General features: G+C 48.8%; 14 protein-coding genes. 8 read left to right on the plus strand and 6 right to left on the minus strand.

What is annotated here, in order from left to right; all coding sequences use genetic code 11:
* Positions 1-12 precede the first annotated feature (12 nt).
* A complete protein-coding gene (locus DWX26_RS09425) occupies positions 13-1,935 on the plus strand; it encodes a hybrid sensor histidine kinase/response regulator (RefSeq protein ID WP_118601331.1) in 1,923 nt (640 codons plus the stop codon).
* A gap of 93 nt (positions 1,936-2,028) precedes the next feature.
* On the opposite strand, the gene DWX26_RS09430 is transcribed toward DWX26_RS09425, so the two are convergent.
* Together DWX26_RS09430 and DWX26_RS09435 are read right to left on the minus strand one after the other, a co-directional pair.
* Positions 2,029-3,084: a DUF4097 family beta strand repeat-containing protein gene (locus DWX26_RS09430; protein ID WP_082424725.1), complete on the minus strand. Its 1,056-nt coding sequence runs from the start codon at positions 3,082-3,084 to the stop codon at positions 2,029-2,031.
* Between the two features lie 17 nt (positions 3,085-3,101).
* Positions 3,102-3,419, minus strand: coding sequence for a PadR family transcriptional regulator (locus tag DWX26_RS09435; protein WP_022463160.1), 318 nt, complete (start codon positions 3,417-3,419; stop codon positions 3,102-3,104).
* 213 nt (positions 3,420-3,632) lie between these two features.
* On the opposite strand from DWX26_RS09435, the gene pflA reads away from it, so the two are divergent.
* The 3 genes from pflA to DWX26_RS09450 all read left to right on the plus strand — a co-directional run bounded on the left by pflA (position 3,633) and on the right by DWX26_RS09450 (position 6,820).
* On the plus strand, positions 3,633-4,412 hold the full coding sequence (pflA, locus tag DWX26_RS09440; RefSeq protein WP_022463161.1) for a pyruvate formate-lyase-activating protein: 780 nt from the start codon (positions 3,633-3,635) through the stop codon (positions 4,410-4,412).
* A 235-nt stretch (positions 4,413-4,647) separates the two neighbouring features.
* Positions 4,648-4,995 (plus strand): HEAT repeat domain-containing protein, encoded by a 348-nt coding sequence (locus DWX26_RS09445; RefSeq protein WP_055221368.1) that lies wholly within the window; start codon positions 4,648-4,650, stop codon positions 4,993-4,995.
* 247 nt (positions 4,996-5,242) lie between these two features.
* The gene (locus DWX26_RS09450; RefSeq protein WP_022463163.1) at positions 5,243-6,820 is read left to right on the plus strand and encodes a flotillin family protein; all 1,578 of its coding nucleotides are present in this window, start codon (positions 5,243-5,245) and stop codon (positions 6,818-6,820) included.
* Between the two features lie 93 nt (positions 6,821-6,913).
* Here DWX26_RS09450 and DWX26_RS09455 read toward each other — a convergent pair whose 3' ends face one another.
* The gene (locus tag DWX26_RS09455; protein ID WP_022463164.1) at positions 6,914-7,804 is read right to left on the minus strand and encodes a LysR family transcriptional regulator; all 891 of its coding nucleotides are present in this window, start codon (positions 7,802-7,804) and stop codon (positions 6,914-6,916) included.
* A 147-nt stretch (positions 7,805-7,951) separates the two neighbouring features.
* Entirely contained in the window at positions 7,952-8,425 is a 474-nt protein-coding gene (locus DWX26_RS09460) for an ATP-binding response regulator (RefSeq protein ID WP_264466096.1), read from the minus strand.
* A 350-nt stretch (positions 8,426-8,775) separates the two neighbouring features.
* Between DWX26_RS09460 and DWX26_RS09465 the strand changes: the two genes are divergently transcribed.
* From DWX26_RS09465 to DWX26_RS09475, 3 genes are all read left to right on the plus strand, one after another.
* Complete coding sequence (locus tag DWX26_RS09465; protein ID WP_117762250.1) at positions 8,776-10,647, plus strand: beta-N-acetylhexosaminidase; 1,872 nt, start codon at positions 8,776-8,778, stop codon at positions 10,645-10,647.
* A gap of 217 nt (positions 10,648-10,864) precedes the next feature.
* Entirely contained in the window at positions 10,865-11,854 is a 990-nt protein-coding gene (locus DWX26_RS09470; protein ID WP_055221374.1) for a glycoside hydrolase family 130 protein, read from the plus strand.
* A gap of 115 nt (positions 11,855-11,969) precedes the next feature.
* Positions 11,970-15,080: an alpha-mannosidase gene (locus DWX26_RS09475; protein WP_118601332.1), complete on the plus strand. Its 3,111-nt coding sequence runs from the start codon at positions 11,970-11,972 to the stop codon at positions 15,078-15,080.
* Positions 15,081-15,164: 84 nt separating this feature from the next.
* Here DWX26_RS09475 and DWX26_RS09480 read toward each other — a convergent pair whose 3' ends face one another.
* Positions 15,165-16,187: a LacI family DNA-binding transcriptional regulator gene (locus DWX26_RS09480; protein ID WP_055221378.1), complete on the minus strand. Its 1,023-nt coding sequence runs from the start codon at positions 16,185-16,187 to the stop codon at positions 15,165-15,167.
* Positions 16,188-16,238: 51 nt separating this feature from the next.
* On the minus strand, positions 16,239-17,306 hold the full coding sequence (locus tag DWX26_RS09485) for a carbohydrate-binding family 9-like protein (RefSeq protein ID WP_055221380.1): 1,068 nt from the start codon (positions 17,304-17,306) through the stop codon (positions 16,239-16,241).
* A 242-nt stretch (positions 17,307-17,548) separates the two neighbouring features.
* Here DWX26_RS09485 and DWX26_RS09490 point away from each other — a divergent pair, with 242 nt between their 5' ends.
* Positions 17,549-19,789, plus strand: coding sequence for a glycoside hydrolase family 3 N-terminal domain-containing protein (locus DWX26_RS09490; protein WP_147398117.1), 2,241 nt, complete (start codon positions 17,549-17,551; stop codon positions 19,787-19,789).
* Positions 19,790-19,862: the final 73 nt, after the last annotated feature.

Genomic DNA, 19,862 nt, shown 5'->3' on the forward strand with positions numbered 1-19,862 from the left:
ATGTGAAATACGATGATGAAAAATAACTATATAAAACAAAAAAGAAAAGATCAAAATCCGGTAAATCATTGGAAAATTTTTGAGGGACGGTTGGTATTCCTTCTGGCAATGGTGATTTTGGCTGTTGTTGCATATACTTTTATTTTACAACAAGCATATACCAAAACTGCTCTGAAAACAGAAATTGAACGAGATATTTCCAGTGCAGATGCGGTTCATAAGCTGGTAAATAACAGACTGGGACGAAAAGATTTTAATGAAATAAAAAGTAAAGCTGATGAGAATACAGAACTATTCAAGAATATGTCGACATATATGAATGAAATCAGAACGCTGAATTCTACGAGATATATTTACACAGCAACCAGAAATGAAGACGGTAGATTGATTTACGTTGTAGACGGACTGGATCCATCGGCTGGTGACGTCAGACATCCAGGAGATCCGATTGAAAAGGAGATGGTTCCTTATATAGAAAAAGCACTTTCTGGAAAAACAGTATATTCTCAGGATATTGTTGATACAACATGGGGACCTATTTTTACAGCCTGTTATCCTGTGACAGCGGAAGATGAATCTAATGAAGTGATAGGTGCTTTCTGCATAGAAATGGATATGCAGAAAGCGTATGGAATGGTTGAGAAGACGAATAAGTTAAGTATTGTACTGGGATGCATTACAGCGTGTATTTTGGTAATATTATGTACCTGTGGATATTCTGTATATAAGAAGCAAAAAGAAAATGAGCAGAAACAGCAAAAACTGTTGCAGGAAGCTGCAAGACTGGCCGATTCAGCTAACAAAGCAAAATCAACATTTCTATTTAATATGTCTCATGATATTCGTACCCCTATGAATGCAATCATTGGATATGCAGAATTGGGAGAGAAACATTTAAAGGAGCCAACTATATTAGAGGATTACTTTGAAAAAATATTATTGTGCGGAAAGAAAATGCTGCATTTGATTGATAACATTCTTGAATTAGCACGAATCGAAAACAACCAAGCAACGCTGGATGAAACAATAACAGATGTTTCTAAAAACTTTGATTTATGTATTGATATGTTTAGAAAACCGATAGAAGAAAAACATCAAACACTGAAAGTCAATAAGAACATTCGATATCCATACCTGCATATGGATGATGCAAGATCATCTGAAATTACGATTAACATTTTGAGTAATGCTGTGAAATACACGGGTGAAGGCGGTAACATAAGCTGTACATTGAACCAATATCCCGGCGAAAAAGAAGGTTGGAGTGTATTAGAGCTTATCATAGCAGACAACGGAATCGGAATGTCAGAAGAATTCCAAAAACATATTTTTGAATCATTTTCACAGGAACGATCTTCGTCAGACAGCGGAATAGAAGGTAGCGGACTTGGCATGGGAATCGTGAAGAAACTGGTGGATTTAATGAATGGCAAGATCACAGTTCAGAGCAAACCGGGAGCAGGTTCTACTTTTACAATCACGCTTCCATTAAAAATAGCAAATGCGGAAGAAAGGAATCCGAAACATGCAGACGGTCAGTTGAATATCAAAAAACTGGAAGGAAAAAGGGTTCTTCTGGTAGAAGATAATGACTTGAACGCAGAAATTGCAACGGAACTTTTGACGGAAGAGGGAATCATGATAGAAAGAGCGGAGAACGGCGTTGCATGTATTGATATGTTTAACAAAGCAAAGCAAAATTACTACAGTCTGATTCTGATGGATATTCAGATGCCGATTATGAACGGATATGAAGCATCCAGGAGAATTCGAGAACTGAAAGACGGTAACAAATCGCAGATTCCAATTGTTGCAATGACAGCAAATGCGTTTGAAGAAGATAAGAAGATGGCTTTGGCAAGTGGCATGAATGATCATGTTGCAAAACCAATAGATATGAATGTATTATTGCCGACTATTATGAAATATATGTAAAGGAAGAAAGAAGGACACTGATTTTGTAGTCAGTGTTCTTCTTACATATCAGTCGACTAAAGAAAAACATTTTATCCAGTCCATTCTTTTTTGTCAGTTTTCTGCCGGCAAGTCAGAGAGCAGGACATTTCCGTTGACGGTACTTGCCTGAATGGTGAAGGCAGAAATACCGGAGCGGGTGAATGTTTTTGTGTAGGATTCCGTTCTTCCATTGGAGACGAGGCGGATTTTTCCGGTTGTCGTGGATGCATGAATGGACGCATCGGCAAGGTCGTGCGGGAGATGGAGTTTCACGGAACCGTTGACGGATTTTGCTGTCAGGGACTCGGAACAGGTTCCCTCGAAGAGGACTTTGCCGTTGACACCGTTTAAAGCTGCGCGGGAGCAGTCGCCGGTGATTTCAAGTCTGCCGTTTGTGGCGGAAACATCGAGGCTGTCTGTGCGCAGACGGGTCAGGACGATCTTTCCGTTCGCAGCCTGTATGCGGCAGCTGGATGCGGAAAGGGAATCGCCGGTGATTTTGCCGTTTGTGGCGGAAATTTCGAGCGTAGTAAGGGAGAGGGTATCAAGCCCGGTCGCGCCGTTCAAAGAGCGGAGCGTCAGCTTCTGTACGGTGGACGGCACCTGGAAGGAGAACACCTCTTTCTGGTGATTATTGCAGAAAAGATGTTTCCAGAATACGGAAGGGATGAGCTTTTTCTCTCGCAGACAGAACGTATTGCCCTCAATGCCTGCTTCGAAGCGGTCCGGATCGAAGTCGCCGGAAAAGTCAAACTCAACCGAAGCGGAAGTGCCCGGAGCAAAGTCGGCAGAAGCGTTCCGCAGGGAGATTTCCATAGCGGTGATGGCAGTGGAAGGGGCGTACGGGTAGTTCGGATGTGTTTCTTCAGAATTGGAGTGGGTTTTCTCCTGTGGCAGCACGTTTGCAACAGGCTGCTCCGTTGTGGCATATTCCTGACGGAAAAATTCGAGGACATCGTCGACATTGCCGAGTTCCGCACAGATTTCCTCATCGGAGAGACCCTGGCTGCGGGCGTCGGCGAAATGGGATTCGAAATCGTTTAAAATTTCCTCTGCGGCGGCAGAATCAAAGGATGCAAGGCCCTGTTTCAATGCATTCATATAAGTTTCATACGTTGTATTCATCATGATTTTCCTTTCTATCGTCAGATCGTTTCATCTGAAATCAGTCGGTTGATCTGCTGGGTGAAATCCAGCCATTCCTGTTTTTTCTCCTGCTGATAAGCTGTTCCTGCTTCAGTCAGATGGTAATATTTCCGGGCAGGGCCGGATGCGGATTCCTGTAGATACGTTTCCACGTAACCGGCTTCCTTGAGTCGTTTTAAAATCATATAGAGCGTTCCTGCGGCGATGGACATTTCGCGGGAAATAGCGTCTGTCAGCTCATAGCCGTATTTGTCCTCTTTTGTCAGCTGGGAGAGGACACAGAGCTCTAGGACGCCCTTTTTGAGTTGTGGATTCATATGAACACCTCCTTGTTGAGTAGATCATAACACAGACTATATCATAATGCAATATAGTAAACCAAATTTTTATCCTGCCATGTGTTCGATTTTGTACATGGAAAAGCCTTGAAAAGAACCGCGGATTTCCGTATAATCAAGCAGAACCTTGAAATTTGACCGGAAAATACAGAAAAATAGAAAGATAGTAAGTTGGAAAGAAGAGGAAAAAATATGAGTGAAATGAATCAGAACAACAATGGCCCGGTAAAGGGCGCGATCCATTCGATCGAGAGCTTCGGTTCCGTCGACGGACCTGGCGTACGCTACGTGATTTTTGTGAAGGGCTGCAACATGCGCTGCCAGTTCTGCCACAACCCGGATACCTGGACAACAAAAGATGCCGACTGGCAGACCGCAGACGAGGTGCTGAAAAAAGCGCTCCGCTATAAAAACTATTGGGGAGAAAAAGGCGGCATTACCGTGAGCGGCGGAGAACCGCTGCTGCAGATCGACTTCCTGATCGAGCTGTTCCGCAAGGCAAAAAAGAACGGCGTTCACACAACGCTGGATACCAGTGGAAATCCGTTCACAAGAGAGGAGCCGTATTTCAGCAAATTTAATGAGCTGATGAAATACACCGACCTGCTGCTGCTCGATATCAAGTTGATTGACGACAAGGCGCACAGAGAGCTGACCGGCTGCACCAACGAGAACATCCTCGACCTGGCGCGCTACCTTGACGAGATCGGCAAACCAGTCTGGATCCGCCACGTCCTCGTCCCGGAACGCAGCGACTACGATGAATACCTGATTCGCCTCGATGAGTTTTTACACAGCCTGCACAACGTACAGCGCGTAGAGGTTCTCCCATACCACACCCTCGGCGTATTCAAATGGGAAACCTTAGGAATCCCATACAAACTCGAAGGCATCAATCCGCCGACCAAAGAGCGCGTGGAAAACGCCAATAAACTGCTGCATACGGCGGAATATACGGGATATCTGAAATAAAAAGCAGAACAACAAGAAAAAAATGTGAAAAAGTAACAATTTTTATAAAAACTTTATAGTATTTCTGTTCAAAAACCAGAAGAAAAGGAGTATAATTTCTGTTATGGACGAGAGCATGGTTACAATGTGGCGGACATGACAGGGACGACAGCAAAAACACTACGAACCTTTTTGATTCGCCGCGGCAGTTGCTGCATCCACCAAAAATAAGAGCAAAAAGAAAGAAGGATTTACAATGTTTGGTTCAAAAGAGGCATCGGAAGACAAGCTGAAAAAAATGGTGGAAAAAGGAAAATGGGACAAATTAAGAAAACAGTATCTGGATTCGGACAAGACAACGCAGGTAGCGCTTGCAAAAGCCTGTGCAGCTTCGAGAAATGATGGTTCTGTTAATATTCTGACTTCTCTTCTGGAAGTAGACGATGTAGACGTAAAAACCGCGGCCGTTACGAGCCTTGGTGAGGTTGGAGACGATCACGTAACAGCACTGATCCGTCAGCTGGCCGTCAAGACACCGGCAGATCAGACGGAGCTGAAAGCAGCGATCACAAAAGCGCTGGAGAAGATTGTCGAAAGAGCATAAGAGCAGGATCAGTGAAAAAAAGGAAAGGCGAAGAAGTTTCTGTAAAAAGAAGCTCCTTCGTTTTTTTGTTGCAAGGCATATCAGAATCTGCTCCAGCGGATTGTTTTTGCCCGAACAGAAATCTTACAAAATCGTAATAATAATGCAGTTGTATCTATCCCGCAAAAAATGCTATAGTGAAAATAACACAGACACAAAAGCAGAACGCGGAGCGAAAAGCATCCGCAGAAAAAAGGGAGGAAACAAGATGGAATTTGTATTCGAACATGCAACCATGATTGCCGTGATCGCCGTTGTGGTGATCATTCTTGCCATTCTGGCGAGCGGTTATGTGAAGGCGCCGCCGGATACCGCATTTATTATTTCCGGTTTCAAAAAAGGCCAGCGGATCCTGATCGGTAAAGCCGGCATCAAGCTCCCATTCTTTGAGCGGCTGGACAAGCTGAGTCTGAAGCTGGTAGCGATTGATGTGAAGACGAGCGACGCCGTGCCGACCGCTGACTACATCAATATTCAGGTGGATGCAGCCGTCAACATCAAAGTCGGGGACGAACCGCAGAAGCTCCAGAAAGCATCCCAGAACTTCCTGAACCGCGACAGCGAATATATTGCCAAGGTTGCAAGAGAAGTCCTTGAAGGAAACATGCGTGAGATCGTTGGAAAGATGCGTCTGGAAGAGATGGTTTCCGACCGCCAGAAGTTTGCGGAGCTGGTCAAAGAAAATGCAGAACCGGACCTGGCTGCGATGGGACTTGACATCATCAGCTTCAACGTACAGAATTTCGTTGATTCCAATCAGGTCATTGAAAACCTCGGTATCGACAATATCGTAAAAATCAAGAAATCTGCGGCGATCGCCCGTGCCAATTCCGAGAAAGAAATCAAAATTGCCCAGGCGCGTGCAAATAAAGAGGCGAACGATGAGCGCGTTCTTGCCGAGACTGAGATCGCAAAGAAAAACAACGATCTGGCAATCAAGTCGGCAGAGCTGAAAAAAGAGTCCGATATCAAAAAGGCAGAGGCAGATGCAGCGTACAAGATTCAGGAAGAGCAGCAGAGAAAAGAGCTGGAAATCACTTCCGCGAATGCGAACATCGCCCGTCAGGAGCGCGAGGTTGAGCTCCGTGCCAGAGAAGTAGAAGTAACCGAGAAATCCCTCGAGGCAGAAGTCAAGAAGAAAGCCGAGGCCGAGCGTTACGCAAAACAGCAGCAGGCAGAGGCAGATTTGTACCGCCGTCAGAAAGACGCAGAGGCAGACCAGTTCGAAAAAATCCGCGAGGCGGAGGCAAAGAAAGCCCAGGCAGAAGCCCAGCGCTATGCGATGGAGCAGGAAGCACTCGGTATCAAGGCAAAAGGTGAGGCGGAAGCCGCATCCATCCGTGCCCAGGCACTTGCAGAGGCCGAAGGTATGGAGAAGAAAGCTGAGGCTTACCAGCGCTACAACAAAGCCGCAATGGCAGAGATGATGATCAAGGTTCTGCCAGAGATCGCCGGAAAGATCGCAGAGCCGCTCAGCCAGATCGACAAGATTACGATCATCGGCGGCGGAAGCGAAGACAACGGCATCGGCTCCGTAGCGGGCAATGTGCCGGTGGTGATGGCAAAGCTGTTTGAGTCGATGAAAGAGGCGACCGGTGTCGATCTCTCCGAAATCATGAGAGCCGATACATACGATGCAAAAGTAAACCGCAACATTCAGATCTCCAGCCCGGAAGAGCTCAAAGAGTATCTGAAAGCAGAAGCCGGAAAGGCAGCAGCGGATGCAGAAAGCCCGGAAAAAGCGGAAGCATCCGAACCGGTGCAGAAAGACGGCAGCGAGCAGTAAATCCAGAACGGATCATAAAAACAGAAAAAGAGGCAGGGATCCAGAAAAATTTCTTGAGGATCCTGCCTCTTTTGACGTATAGATCGGAAAAAGTTATTCGGCGCCTTTTTCCAGCATGCTCATGAACTCTTTTGCCGCCTGCGGGATCGGCAGATGGGAGCTGTGGGCAACGACAAGCTGGCGCGGCGGAAGCTCCTCCACGAGGTCGAGCTGGAAGGCCGCCGTCTCTTTTACAAGGCAGTAGTCCGGCACAAACGCGATGCCAAGGCCGATACTCGCCAGGTCGATCAGAAGATCGTTGCTGCCAAGCTCAATTTCCGGCACGAGGTCGAGCTGGAACCGCTGAAACTGGCTGTGCAGGAACTCACTCGTCGTACTCTTGCGGTCGAGCATCAGAATCGGGTACTGCAGCAGCTCTTTTAAGTGAACCGGCCTGTTTTCCAGTTCCGGGTAATATTCGCCGTTTGCGATGAAGATATCGTGGAACGAATGAATCGGAATCGTGTGAAGACGGCTGGAAAGATGCGAGTTTGGATAATTGGTCACGATGAAATCCACCTGGCCGGATTCCAGCAGATCGACGCACTGGGTCGAAGTCTGGTTTGTCACCTTGATGTGGACATTCGGAAAGGAGCGGTGGAAACGGTTCAGGTACGGAACAAGGAAATAGCGGCAGATTGTGTCGCTCGCGCCGATGCGGAGCTGGCCGCCGCCAAGCGTTCCCGCTTCCATAATCTGTGCTTCACCGCGCGCAATCAGGTTGATCGCAGGCTCTACGTGGCGCAGCAGCGTTTCTCCCTCCGGCGTTAACTGCACGCGCTTTGTACTGCGGATAAAGAGCGTGATTCCAAGCTTTTTCTCCAGTACCTTGATCGACTGGCTGACCGCCGACTGCGAGATAAAAAGCAGCTTGGAGGCCTCGGAAAAACTGAGTGTGGTGGCAACGTAATAGAAAACCTTATATAACTCGTAATTAATATCCAAAATAAGCACCTCTTATAAAATATGATATCTTCACTCTAGCACACTTCCCCGAAAGAATGCAAGAAAAAATCTGCCGGAGCCGTGAACTTTTTCTCCTCTTTTTCGAGTAAGAGAAAATTCACGGTTCCGGCAGATAAGAAAGGGGAATCAGCCAAGCACTTTGGCAATGGCGCTGTCCAGCGTGCGGATCTGGCGCGTTGCAGAGTATCCGTCGAGTTTCGGCATCTGAATATCCATCAGCACCAGATCGAACTGATCCGGCGCTGCGGTGCGGAGCGTCTCAACGGCAACATCGCCGTCGTCTGCAAGGCTGACGGAAAATCCGGCGTTCGAAAGGAGCTCCATCGCGATTTCCTGTACCATATGGCTGACGTTGATCGCCATGCCAAGTCCCGTACCCTGAATGCCGCTGACCGTAGAAGTCTCCTCGCGTGTAAACGATTCAAAGAGGTGCTCCTGGAATTCCCGGCTCATGCCGATGCCGTTGTCGCGGACGTGGAATTCGTAGAGCGCATACCCTTTTTTATAGTACGGTTTCTGAATAATACGGACAATGATGGTGCCGCCGTTCTGTGTGAATTTCGTGGCATTGCTCAGCAGATTCAGCAGAATCTGGTTCAGGCGGAAAAAGGTGCTGGCCGGAGGTGGAAATCTTGTTCAGGTATTCCTGCACCTGGTCCGGCTGATTGACGTGGGCGGCAGCCAGAGCGGTAAAGCCGATGATCGCATTCATCCGAAAAAACAGATTTTGTTCCGGAATGAAAATGGGAAACAAAAGTTACTTTACATATAAAAGAGCAGAACAGGAAGAAATTTTGAAAAAAATTGAAGAAAATTACAAATTATTGTGGAATATGTGGAAAAAATATGGTAGGATGGGGGAGAAGAGAAAAGTGGTTTCAAAATGTTACTTAACGTTCAGTGAAAGTTCTATGGTTACAAAGAAAACAAAAAACAAGAGGAGAAGGAAAATGAAATTTTTACCAAAACCAAAAGAGGTAAAACTCCTGACGGGGGAACATGCACTCTGCTATGACGGCAGAATTGTACTGGATGGCAGACTGCTGGGAAATGGGGATACGTATGCGAAAGTGCTGCAGAAGGGAATCAAAAAGGAAACCGGAATGCAGTACGATATCGGATACGGCGTTCCGGGAAGAAAAGAGACCGGCGCGATTGTACTGGAACTGGATGAGACAAGGAAAAGCCAGCAGTATGTGCTGCAGGTGACAGAGGAGGAAATCCGCATCCAGGGCGGAGACGGAGCCGGCGTGCTCTACGGTGTGCAGACGCTGTGCCAGATGATGCACGAATACGGTGCACTGCTTCCTGCCGTGCGGATCGAGGATGAGCCGGATCTGCCGGTGCGCGGCTATTATCTCGATGAGACGAGAGGCCGTGTGCTGACACTTTCCTATTTAAAACAGGTGGCAGACCGCATGGCGTACTACAAGCTGAACCAGCTGCAGCTCTATGTGGAGCACACGTATCTGTTCTCCGGACTTTCCGAGATGTGGCGCGATGAGACGCCGCTTACGGCAGAGGAAATCCGCGAGCTGGATGCGTACTGCGCAAAGCTTCATATCGAATTGGTGCCGTCGATCGCAACGTTCGGCCATCTGTACATGCTGCTCTCCACAAAGAGCTATGGCGACCTCTGTGAATTCCCAGACAGCTGGAAAGAGCCGTTTTCCTTCTGGGACCGGATGCAGCATCACACGGTGGATGTCTCCGGCGGCAGAGCGATCGAGCTGATCAAGGCCATGATCGAGGAGTACATGGCGCTTTTTGCCACGGATAAATTCAACATCTGCGCGGACGAAACGTTCGACCTTGGAAAAGGAAAATCGAAACCGCTGGCAGACGAGAAAGGCGTTCACCGCCTGTATATCGACTATGTAAAAGAGCTCTGCGAGTTTCTCGTGGCAAAAGGCAAAAAGCCGATGTTCTGGGGCGATATCATCTGCGCACAGCCGGAGCTGATCAAAGAGCTGCCAGAGGAAACCGTCTGCCTGACCTGGGGCTATGCAGCCGAGCAGAGAGAGCATGAGGCAAAAGTGATGGCGGAAGCTGGTGCAAGACAGTATCTCTGTCCTGGGGTCGGCGGCTGGAACCAGTGGATGAACCTGGTGGAGAACAGCTACAAAAATATCGCACGGATGTGCGGCTATGCGAGAAAATACCATGCGGAAGGTGTTCTGAACACAGACTGGGGTGACTGCGGCCACATCAATCAGCCGGACTTTTCCCTTCCTGGCATGATCTATGGAGCCGTCTTCTCCTGGGGAGACGATACCGACAGCTTTGAGGAGCTGAATGAACAGATTTCCCGTCTGGCCTACGGCGACCGGAGCGGAAAATTCGTTTCCTATATGGCAAAAACGGCAGAATGCTCCATCTTTGACTGGTGGGATGCCAACGTCGTTTACGAGGAAAAAGTGCTCGGTCATCCGAACAACCGGAATGCGCTGTTTGACGCGAGAATCCAGGATGAGGCGAAGCGTGCAGCTGCAAAGGAAACAATTGCGGCTCTGAAAAAAGAACTGAAAAAGACAGCCGGTGCTCTGGAAGAATCCTGCCGTCCAATGGTTCCGGTGCTGGAACTCACGATGGAAGCGATTGACATCTGGAATGAGACGGGCGCGAGAATGTGTGACATTGAGCTTGGAAAAGAAAAGGATGAGACAGCCTGCGCGGCACTTGCGGGACGGCTGGAAACCTGGTTTATGAAGTATAAAGCGTCCTGGAGAAGCATCAGCAAAGAAGGCGATCTGCACCACATTTCAGAGATTGTATTCTGGTATGCCGACATTCTGCGGGGAAGAAAACCGTACGAAAAATAGAAAAAATCCATTTGTGAACAAAGATGAACACAAATAGAAAATAAATGAACGATAAAAAGTAACAAAGAAAACGAAAATTTACATAAAAGTGAACAAAAACACTTGACTTTTGCGCAGAAATGGACGAAGATAGAAGTATCGGATCGAAAGATCAAAAATGTCCGTATGGCGTGACAAGAGAGAAAGAAAAAAATAATTTTCACAGAGGGAAACAATCATGAGTAAAATCATCGGAAACAATCTGCCGGATATGCCTTGGCAGGAAAAACCAGCAGGAGAGCACATGCCGGTATGGCGCTATGATCAGAACCCGATCATCGGCCGTTACGAGCAGAAACGTTCCAACAGTATCTTCAACAGCGCAGTCGTACCGTTCGAGGACGGATACGTAGGTGTATTCCGCTGCGACAGCCGTTCCATCAGCATGGACATCTTCGTTGGAAGAAGTAAAGACGGTATCCACTGGGAGATCGAGGATGAACCGATCAAATTTGAGGGCGCTGACGAGGAGATTCTGACAAGAGAGTACCGTTATGACCCGCGTGTCTGCAAAATCGACGACAAATACTATGTAACCTGGTGCAACGGCTATCACGGCCCGACCATCGGTGTTGCTTACACCTATGACTTCAAGAAATTCGTTCAGCTTGAGAACGCATTCCTTCCATTCAACCGTAACGGCGTGCTGTTCCCGAGAAAGATCAACGGCTACTACATGATGATGAGCCGTCCAAGCGACAACGGCCATACACCGTTCGGCGATATCTTTGTCAGCCAGAGTAAAGATATGGAATTCTGGGGAAGACACCGTCACATGATGAGCCCGGTCCGCGGCGATGAGTCTGCATGGCAGTGCACCAAGATCGGTGCCGGCCCGGTTCCGATCGAAACAGATGAGGGATGGCTGCTGATCTACCACGGCGTTATCACAACCTGCAACGGATACGTATATCGTATGGGATGCGCACTGCTTGATATCGACGAGCCGTGGAAAGTAAAATACAGAACGAAAGACTATATTATGGCTCCGATCACCCAGTACGAGTGCATGGGTGATGTTCCGAACGTAGTATTCCCGTGCGCAACCTTAAGCGATGCAGCAACCGGAAGAATCACTATCTACTACGGATGCGCAGATACTGTAACCGGTATGGCATTCACAACCGTAGATGAGCTGCTGAACTATGTGAAAGAGAATAGCCTTTGATTTATAAGATAACTTAAAAAGCGACAAGTCCGCCGGGCTTACGGGTGAAAGAAGCCTGCAGGTCCGGCGGACTTTCTTTTTAAAAATGACCCCATGGACAGCATAAGGAGGCACTATGAAATTTGTAAAAGAGCGTGTGAACGTAATCTGCCAGGAACTGGCAAGACTTTCGATTTCACAGAAAATTAAAATCACCGATATGCAGGTGAAAAATGGATGCTATATCACACCGGCAGAGGCCGATGCATCAAAAGAGCCGTGGACATCGTTTGATACGGTCAATGACCGCTGGTACGGACCGGACAAACATTACTGGTTCCGCACCACCATCACCATTCCGGAGAGCTTCGATGGAAAAAATCTCTGGATGAGAGTCCATGCAGGACTGGACGAATGGGATGACGGAAGAAACCCGCAGTTCCTGCTGTTTGCAAACGGCGAAGTGATCCAGGGTATGGATATCAACCACCGCGAAGTACTTGTAAGAGAAAATGCAAAGGCCGGTGAAAAAATCCAGTTTGACCTGCAGTCCTACACCGGAACGCTGCACAGCGAGTTCCGTCTGCTGGCAGACCTTGAGGAGCATGATGCGAAAATCGAGGAGATCTATTACGACCTCATCGTTCCGATGCAGGGCCTGAACCGTATGGACGAGGATAATAAAACGCGTCTGGATCTCGAAACCGCACTGACCAACACGATCAATCTGCTGGACCTGCGCAAGCCGTACAGTAAAGAGTTCTACGCTTCCATCGAAGAGGCAGAAAAATGCATCCAGGAAGAGATCTATGAAAAAATGGGCGGCTGGGACGAAGTTGTGGCAACGTGCATCGGCCACACCCACATTGATGTGGCATGGCTGTGGACGATTGACCAGGTTCGCCAGAAATCCTGCCGAAGCTTTGCAACGGTATTAAAACTGATGGATGAGTATCCGAACTATCATTTCATGTCAAGCCAGCCGAAGCTCTACAGCTTTGTAAAGGAAAGACACCCGGAAGTATACGAGAAAATCCGCCAGAGAGTCAAAGAAGGACGCTGGGAGCCGGAAGGCGGCATGTGGGTTGAGGCAGACTGCAACCTGACATCAGGAGAGTCCCTTGTGCGTCAGTTCCTGTTCGGAAAACGCTTCTTCAAAGAGGAGTTCGGTGTAGACAACAAAATTCTGTGGCTGCCGGACGTGTTCGGATACAGCGCTGCCATGCCGCAGATTCTGAAAAAATGCGGAATTGATTACTTCATGACGACAAAGCTGGCATGGAACGAGTTTAACAAAGTGCCGTACGATACCATGAACTGGGAAGGAATCGACGGAAGCAAAGTTTTCACGCATATGATCACAACGCTCGGCGTCGGCCAGCCGGAGACCAGCTTCTTTACGACATACAACGGCATGCTGCATCCGGATGCAATCATGGGCGGCTGGGACCGCTATCAGAATAAGGATATCAACAACGATATTCTGATCAGTTATGGCTACGGGGACGGCGGCGGCGGCCCGACCAGAACGATGCTTGAGACATCCAAACGAATGGAAAAAGGCATCAAGGGCGTGCCGAAAGTACGCCAGGCATTTGCGAGAACGTATTTCGACGAACTGCATGAGAAAGTAAAATACAGCAAACGCCTTCCAACCTGGATCGGCGAGCTGTATTTCGAGTTCCACCGGGGAACGTATACTTCGATGGCACGCAACAAACGCGGAAACCGTAAGAGCGAGTATGCGATGATGGAATTAGAGCTTCTGTCCGTTCTGGCAGAAAAGGCCGGAAAAGCATATCCGACCGAAGAACTGAACCGCATGTGGGAGATGATCCTGACAAATCAGTTCCACGATATTCTGCCGGGTTCCTCCATCCATGAGGTATATGAGCAGACGAAGAAAGAGTATGCGGAAATTGCAGAAACATCTGCAAAACTGATCGGTGAGCGTCTGGATGCACTCTGTGCGAAGAAGGACGAGAGTGTGACCGTATGGAATACGCTGGGCCACAGAAGAAACGATATCGTAGAGCTGGGCACAAACAGCGCTGAGGCACTGACCGATGGAACGAACGTGTATCCGGTACAGCAGACGAAAGACGGAGCGGTTATTTACGCAGAAAATCTGCCGTCCAAGGGATATCAGGTACTGCGCCCGGTAAGCGGATCCGTTGTGAAAACACCGTTTGCCATAGCAGAAGCAGGAGAGGGATATACCCTTGAGACACCGTTTTACACCATTGCAATCGATGCAAACGGCGAATTTACTTCCCTGTTTGACAAAGAAAATGACCGTGAAGTACTTCAGAGCGGAAAAACAGGAAATGAACTGCGGATCTATGAGGATAAACCGCTGCAGTACAGCGCATGGAATCTGGACATCTTCCATACCGAGAAATCTTGGAAGGTAGAGGGCGTGCGCCGCATGGAGTGGACAGAAAACGGTCCGGTCCGTGCAACCCTGGAGATCGAGCGCGAAGTGATGGATACCGTCATCCGCCAGCAGATCCACTTCTACGCAAAAGACCGCAGAATTGATTTCGAAACCTACGTTGACTGGAAATTTGCTGAGCATGTGCTCAAAGTACACTTCCCGGTTGACGTTCACAGCGATGAGGCAACGTACGATATCCAGTTTGGTAACGTGACAAGAAAACTGCACACCAACACAAGCTGGGATCAGGCAAAATTCGAGGTATGTGGCCACAAATGGGCCGATCTTTCCGAGGGAAGCTACGGTGTCAGCCTGATGAATGACTGCAAGTACGGCTATTCCATGAAGGATCGCGTGATGACACAGACCCTGATTAAATCCGGAACTGAGCCGAATCTGACGGCAGACCAGGAGGAGCATTCCTTTACGTACTCCTTGTATCCGCATGCAGGAACGTGGCGTGAGGCAGGTACGGTACAGGAAGCGCTGAATCTGAATGTGCCGGCAAAAGCTGTTTTTGGTGCGGCAGAAAAAGACCGCATGGAGTTCCTGTCTGCAGACAAACGCAACGTAGTGCTTGAGACCGTGAAGAAAGCAGAGGACGGAGACGGCATGATTGTGCGTCTGTACGAGGTGGAGAATGCGAGAACGAAAGTGACACTGCACTGCGCAGAATCCATTCTTTCTGCAGAGGAGACCAATCTGCTGGAGCAGCCGGCAGATGGCGCAATCGATGTGAAGGAGAACGAGATTTCGCTTACGATCAAACCGTACGAGATCCGTACGATCCGCATCCGCACAGAGAAATAACGTACAGAAACATAAAAAAGACACCGTATCCGAAAAACGGAAATACGGTGTCTTTTCAAAAAGCAAAATCAAAAAACGGATGCATCAGTCGCCGGTGGAAGCGCGGTACAGAACTTTGGATTCCAGATACGTGACTTCATGCGGCGTGTGCGGATATTTGATCCGGTAAAGAATCTGAAGCGCCAGGCGGGAGCCGAGCTCCTCATTGAAGACCTGAACGGTAGTCAGATTTTCTGCCAGAAGATCCTCGATATTGTTGTCAAAGCCGGATACGGCAACGTCCTCCGGCACGCGCAGTCCCCGCTTTTCAAGAAGCTGCATCAGAATACAGGCAACGTAGTCGCTGGCGCAGACAAAAGCGTCCGGCATGCGGGAAAGGGAGGAAAGGAAAGAATCGATTTCCTCGCGGTAGGAGTCAATCCCAAGCGGTGTGGTCAGGCAAAGAGAAGGATTCGGTGTTTTTCCGGCATCCATCAGTGCCTGGCAGAAGCCCTCATAGCGTTCGCGGTTGGACTGTGCGTAGCCGATATCACCCATGAAGCCCGGAAGAGTGCATCCTTTCTCGAGAAGATGGGCGGTAATATTGCGGACGCTGTTCCGGCTCTCCATCAGGAGAAGATCGCCGTTCAGTTCATCCGGGGATACGAGGGAGGAAGTGTCCAGGAACACTTTGGGAATCTGTGTCTCTGCGAGCAGACGCAGAAGACGTTCGTTGTACACGTTCAGAACAATGATGCCGTGGACGCTTCCGTTTGTAAGTGTGGGCGGGAGAAAATACGTTTTATCCGCCGAAGTCGGAAGATACGTGTAAACGAGATTGACATTGTGTGTTGAAAATACTTTTGCAATCTGGTGGATGATGGTCATCCAGAAAAGTGAGGTTTCCGGTCTGCAGACGGCAACTGCAATGTTGACCGGCGTGGTCTCCTCCGCGCTGGAAGGATATTGAAAATCTTCCGGGATGGCATAGCCAAGCTCCTGGGCTTTGGCGATGACCTTGGTGCGCAGGGAATCGGAGACACCTTCGTGTCCGCTGAACACCTTCCAGACGGTGGTCCGGGAGATGCCCAGGGAATTTGCAATTTCCTGTAAAGTGACTTTTTTCATAGTTTCAACCGATCCTGTTACAAATTTTAACTACTAACCGATATTATACGCTTAAAGTGTAATTTTTTCAACCTTTCCGTTGGAATACAGAAGGAGGAGATGTGCACGATCGGCACTCGGACAGGAAATCAGGTACGTACGGCTGGTGGTTTCAATGGTATATCCAAGATCTTTTACAGATTTATTCCAGTCGTTCGGTGCATACGCATCCAGCGTTTTCTGCAGTTCATCGAGGCTGCTGCTGTAGGAGCCGGTTGTCTCAAACAGAATATTTTCTGCGTAATACAGCTTGCGGAGCTCCCATTTGCGATACTCGTCCTCCGGAATGGTGCTGTCGCATGGAGCATCCTCGCGGTCCTCGGAGAAGAAGACGAAAGCCCACAGCTCCGGATAATGAATATTGATGACGCCGGTCGGAGCCCATACCCAGTTGTCTTCCGGGAGAACATTTCCGTTTTCATCGGTGCGTTTTACGTAAGTGTTGTCCTTGACATCCACATTCCACTGCACACGGGAGAAGTTCATACGGTAAAATTCTCCGTTTTTCGGTGCGCGGCGCTCTTTCTGGTATTCGTAGAGAGCGGAGAACGGAATCACAACCTCAACACTCCAGCCTTTGTTTTCAGCGGAAGGATCGTTGATGGAACCGTCCACATGGACAGCGGTGCGAAGGCCGTGCATATCGTAGCCATTGAGGCCGCTGCCGCCGTCGCGGTACGGCTCTGCGAGAAACAGATCCCATACCGTGTTCAGAACGTTCATTTCAAATTCATAGTAATGGTACGTATCGGAATCCGGGTCAACGAAGATCTCGAAATCGTTGTCAAAGTAGATGACAGAATCGCGTTCTGTTAAATGACCCCAGATTTCATCGCCGGCAAGGTCGGCAGCAACGTAAAGATTTTCATCATCCCAGAGCATTTTTGCGCGGGTGACAAAACGCGGAAGCGGCATGTGGCTGCCCTGGATATCCAGAAATTCATCGGTATACGGTGCGTCCTCCCAGAATGGTTTGTTGATATTTCCGTCCAGATGGAACTCTTTTTTTGCGCGGTGGCAGGTATAAACTGGCGGTGCAAACGGGACAGCCGGAACCGGAATCGTGATGTTTTTGCTCATAAGTAAAAACCTCCCTTTGTAATTTGCAAAATTTAGTAGCGAAAGGTATCATAACACTAAAAGTAATAAATTTCAACATGAAAAATGAACAAAAATGAACGAAATATAACTTATTGTGGACAAAAGTAAAAAAATGAGATACAATAAAGCCGTTTCATAAGAGAATTTTGGGGGAAACAGATCAAAAATACACCGGCAGGAAGAAAACGGCCGGGCAGAAAGCATATAAGGAGGAAAATCAGATGGAAGCATATCAGAATACAGCCCTTTCACCGGAAGAGAGAGCAAAGGATCTTCTGGGAAGGATGACATTAAAGGAAAAAGTGGGACAGCTCAATCAGCGTCTGTACGGATTCCGGATCTATGAGCGGCAGGGAGAGGAATTTACCCTGACCGACGAATTCAAAGAAGAAGTAGAGCGCATGGGCGGACTGGGGGTTCTGTACGGCCTGTACCGTGCCGACCCGTGGGCAGATAAGGACGAGAAGACCGGAATCGTGCCGGAACTCTCCGCGAAAGCCTACAATATGGTACAGCACTACGTCATGGAACATTCCCGCCTCGGCATTCCGATGATGATGAGCAGCGAGTGCCCCCATGGCCATCAGGCACTCGGAGGAGGTCTGCTTCCGGTCAACCTGGCTGCCGGAGCAACGTTTGATCCGGCGCTTCTTTCGGAAGGCTACAAGGCATGCGGAAAGCAGTTAAAGAGCGGTCATGTGGAGCTGGCGCTGATGTCGGCACTTGATATGGCGCGTGATCCGAGATGGGGAAGAAGTGAAGAGTGCTACTCTGAGGACCCATGCCTTGCAGCCGCAATGGCAAAAGCAGCCGTGACCGGCATGCAGTCGACCGGCGTCGGCAGCGTGGCAAAACATTTCTGCGCCCAGGGCGAGACGACCGGAGGTGTGAATGCGAGTGCGGCGAGAATCGGGGAGCGTGAGCTGCGTGAAATCCATTTTCCGTCTGCAAAAGCGTGCTGCGAAGCCGGTGTGGAAGGAATCATGGCGGCGTATAACGAGATCGACGGCGTGTACTGCCACAGAAATGCATGGCTGCTTCGCGATGTACTGCGCGGTGAGATGGGCTTTGACGGCATTGTGATGGCAGACGGACTGGCTGTCGATTTCCTGAAAAACACAGAGGGGGATACGCTGCATGCAGCCGTTGCGGCAAGAAAGGCCGGTGTTGATGTGAGCCTGTGGGATGAAGCCTTTGGCCGTCTCGGTGAGGCGGTTGATCAGGGACTTCTGGAGGAGAGCCAGATCGATGAGGCGGTGCTCCGCGTTCTGAAACTGAAATTTGAAAAAGGTCTGTTCGAGCATCCTTATATGGAAGAAAACATGCTTTCCCCGGAAGAAGCCGGCATCCCGGAGGTATCTCTTGCACTGGCGCGGGAGTCTGCTGTGCTTCTGAAAAATGAAAAGACGGTGCTTCCGCTTGCAAAGAAATATAAAAAAGTAGCAGTGATCGGCTACCATGCGGCAGACCGTTACTGTATGCTCGGCGATTATACTCCGCCGGTGCCGGAAAGCGAGTGCGTCACGGTTCTGCAGGGCATGAAGCAGGAAGCACCGGATGGCGTGAAAGTCTCTTATGCGATGGGGTCCGGTTTTTCCGAGGCGGATGAGCATGAAAAAGCAAAAGCGATGGCACTTGCAGAAGAAAGCGATGTGATCGTGGCCGTTGTCGGCGGTTCCTCCTCACGGTTTGGAGGAGCTGTGTTCGATGCAAACGGAGCAGCCTCGAAGGGAACGGGCAGCCGTTCGATGGACTGCGGCGAGGGAATGGACACCGCGAAGGTTCACATTCCGGCCGCGCAGGAAGAACTGATTGCAGCACTTGCCCGCCTTGGCAAACCACTGGTAACGGTTGTAATTGCCGGAAGAGCATACTGTATCGAGAAGATCGAAAATGCTTCCGATGCCGTTTTATATGCATTCTACCCGGGACCGATGGGAGGCAGGGCAGTTGCTGAGCTTCTCTATGGAAGCAGCAATCCGTCCGGCCGTCTTCCGGTTTCTATGCCACGCCACGTGGGACAGATCCCGGTATGCTACAATTATCGGACTTCCGTTGCCCCGGCGTACTGTGATATGACAAGCCAGCCGCTGCATACCTTCGGAGAAGGAAGATCCTACACAACGTTTACCGGCAGTGATGTTTCCGTAACAAAAGAAGAAAATGGTATTTCTGTTTCCTTTACCGTGGAAAATACCGGAAATATGGCCGGAACTTCCGTTCCGTGCCTGTATGTGCGGAAACGTTCCGGCGGCGTTGTGGCAAGAATCAAAGAGCTGAAAGCCTTTACGAGAATTGCACTTGCACCGGGAGAGAAAAAAGAAGCTGTGTTCCATCTTACAAAAGAGGAGCTGAATTTTGTCCAGATTCCGGGAAAACCAGAGGTCATCTGCCATGAGTACGAGCTGATGCTTGAAGATGGAGCAGAGAAATGGTGGACTGGAAACGTGACGGAAATGTAAGAACGGACGAAAAAACATAAAAATATAATAAAAATGAACAAAGAAGGAAACTATATTACAAAATAAAGAAACA

The organism is Blautia sp. AF19-1, assembly GCF_003479155.1.
Classification (GTDB): domain Bacteria; phylum Bacillota; class Clostridia; order Lachnospirales; family Lachnospiraceae; genus Fusicatenibacter; species Fusicatenibacter saccharivorans.

Coding starts and splice junctions, on each gene's coding strand:
- DWX26_RS09425 (WP_118601331.1), top strand. CDS start 13: ATGATGAAAAATAACTATATAAAACAAAAAAGAAAAGATCAAAATCCG.
- DWX26_RS09430 (WP_082424725.1), bottom strand. CDS start 3,084: ATGATGAATACAACGTATGAAACTTATATGAATGCATTGAAACAGGGC.
- DWX26_RS09435 (WP_022463160.1), bottom strand. CDS start 3,419: ATGAATCCACAACTCAAAAAGGGCGTCCTAGAGCTCTGTGTCCTCTCC.
- pflA (WP_022463161.1), top strand. CDS start 3,633: ATGAGTGAAATGAATCAGAACAACAATGGCCCGGTAAAGGGCGCGATC.
- DWX26_RS09445 (WP_055221368.1), top strand. CDS start 4,648: ATGTTTGGTTCAAAAGAGGCATCGGAAGACAAGCTGAAAAAAATGGTG.
- DWX26_RS09450 (WP_022463163.1), top strand. CDS start 5,243: ATGGAATTTGTATTCGAACATGCAACCATGATTGCCGTGATCGCCGTT.
- DWX26_RS09465 (WP_117762250.1), top strand. CDS start 8,776: ATGAAATTTTTACCAAAACCAAAAGAGGTAAAACTCCTGACGGGGGAA.
- DWX26_RS09470 (WP_055221374.1), top strand. CDS start 10,865: ATGAGTAAAATCATCGGAAACAATCTGCCGGATATGCCTTGGCAGGAA.
- DWX26_RS09475 (WP_118601332.1), top strand. CDS start 11,970: ATGAAATTTGTAAAAGAGCGTGTGAACGTAATCTGCCAGGAACTGGCA.
- DWX26_RS09480 (WP_055221378.1), bottom strand. CDS start 16,187: ATGAAAAAAGTCACTTTACAGGAAATTGCAAATTCCCTGGGCATCTCC.
- DWX26_RS09485 (WP_055221380.1), bottom strand. CDS start 17,306: ATGAGCAAAAACATCACGATTCCGGTTCCGGCTGTCCCGTTTGCACCG.
- DWX26_RS09490 (WP_147398117.1), top strand. CDS start 17,549: ATGGAAGCATATCAGAATACAGCCCTTTCACCGGAAGAGAGAGCAAAG.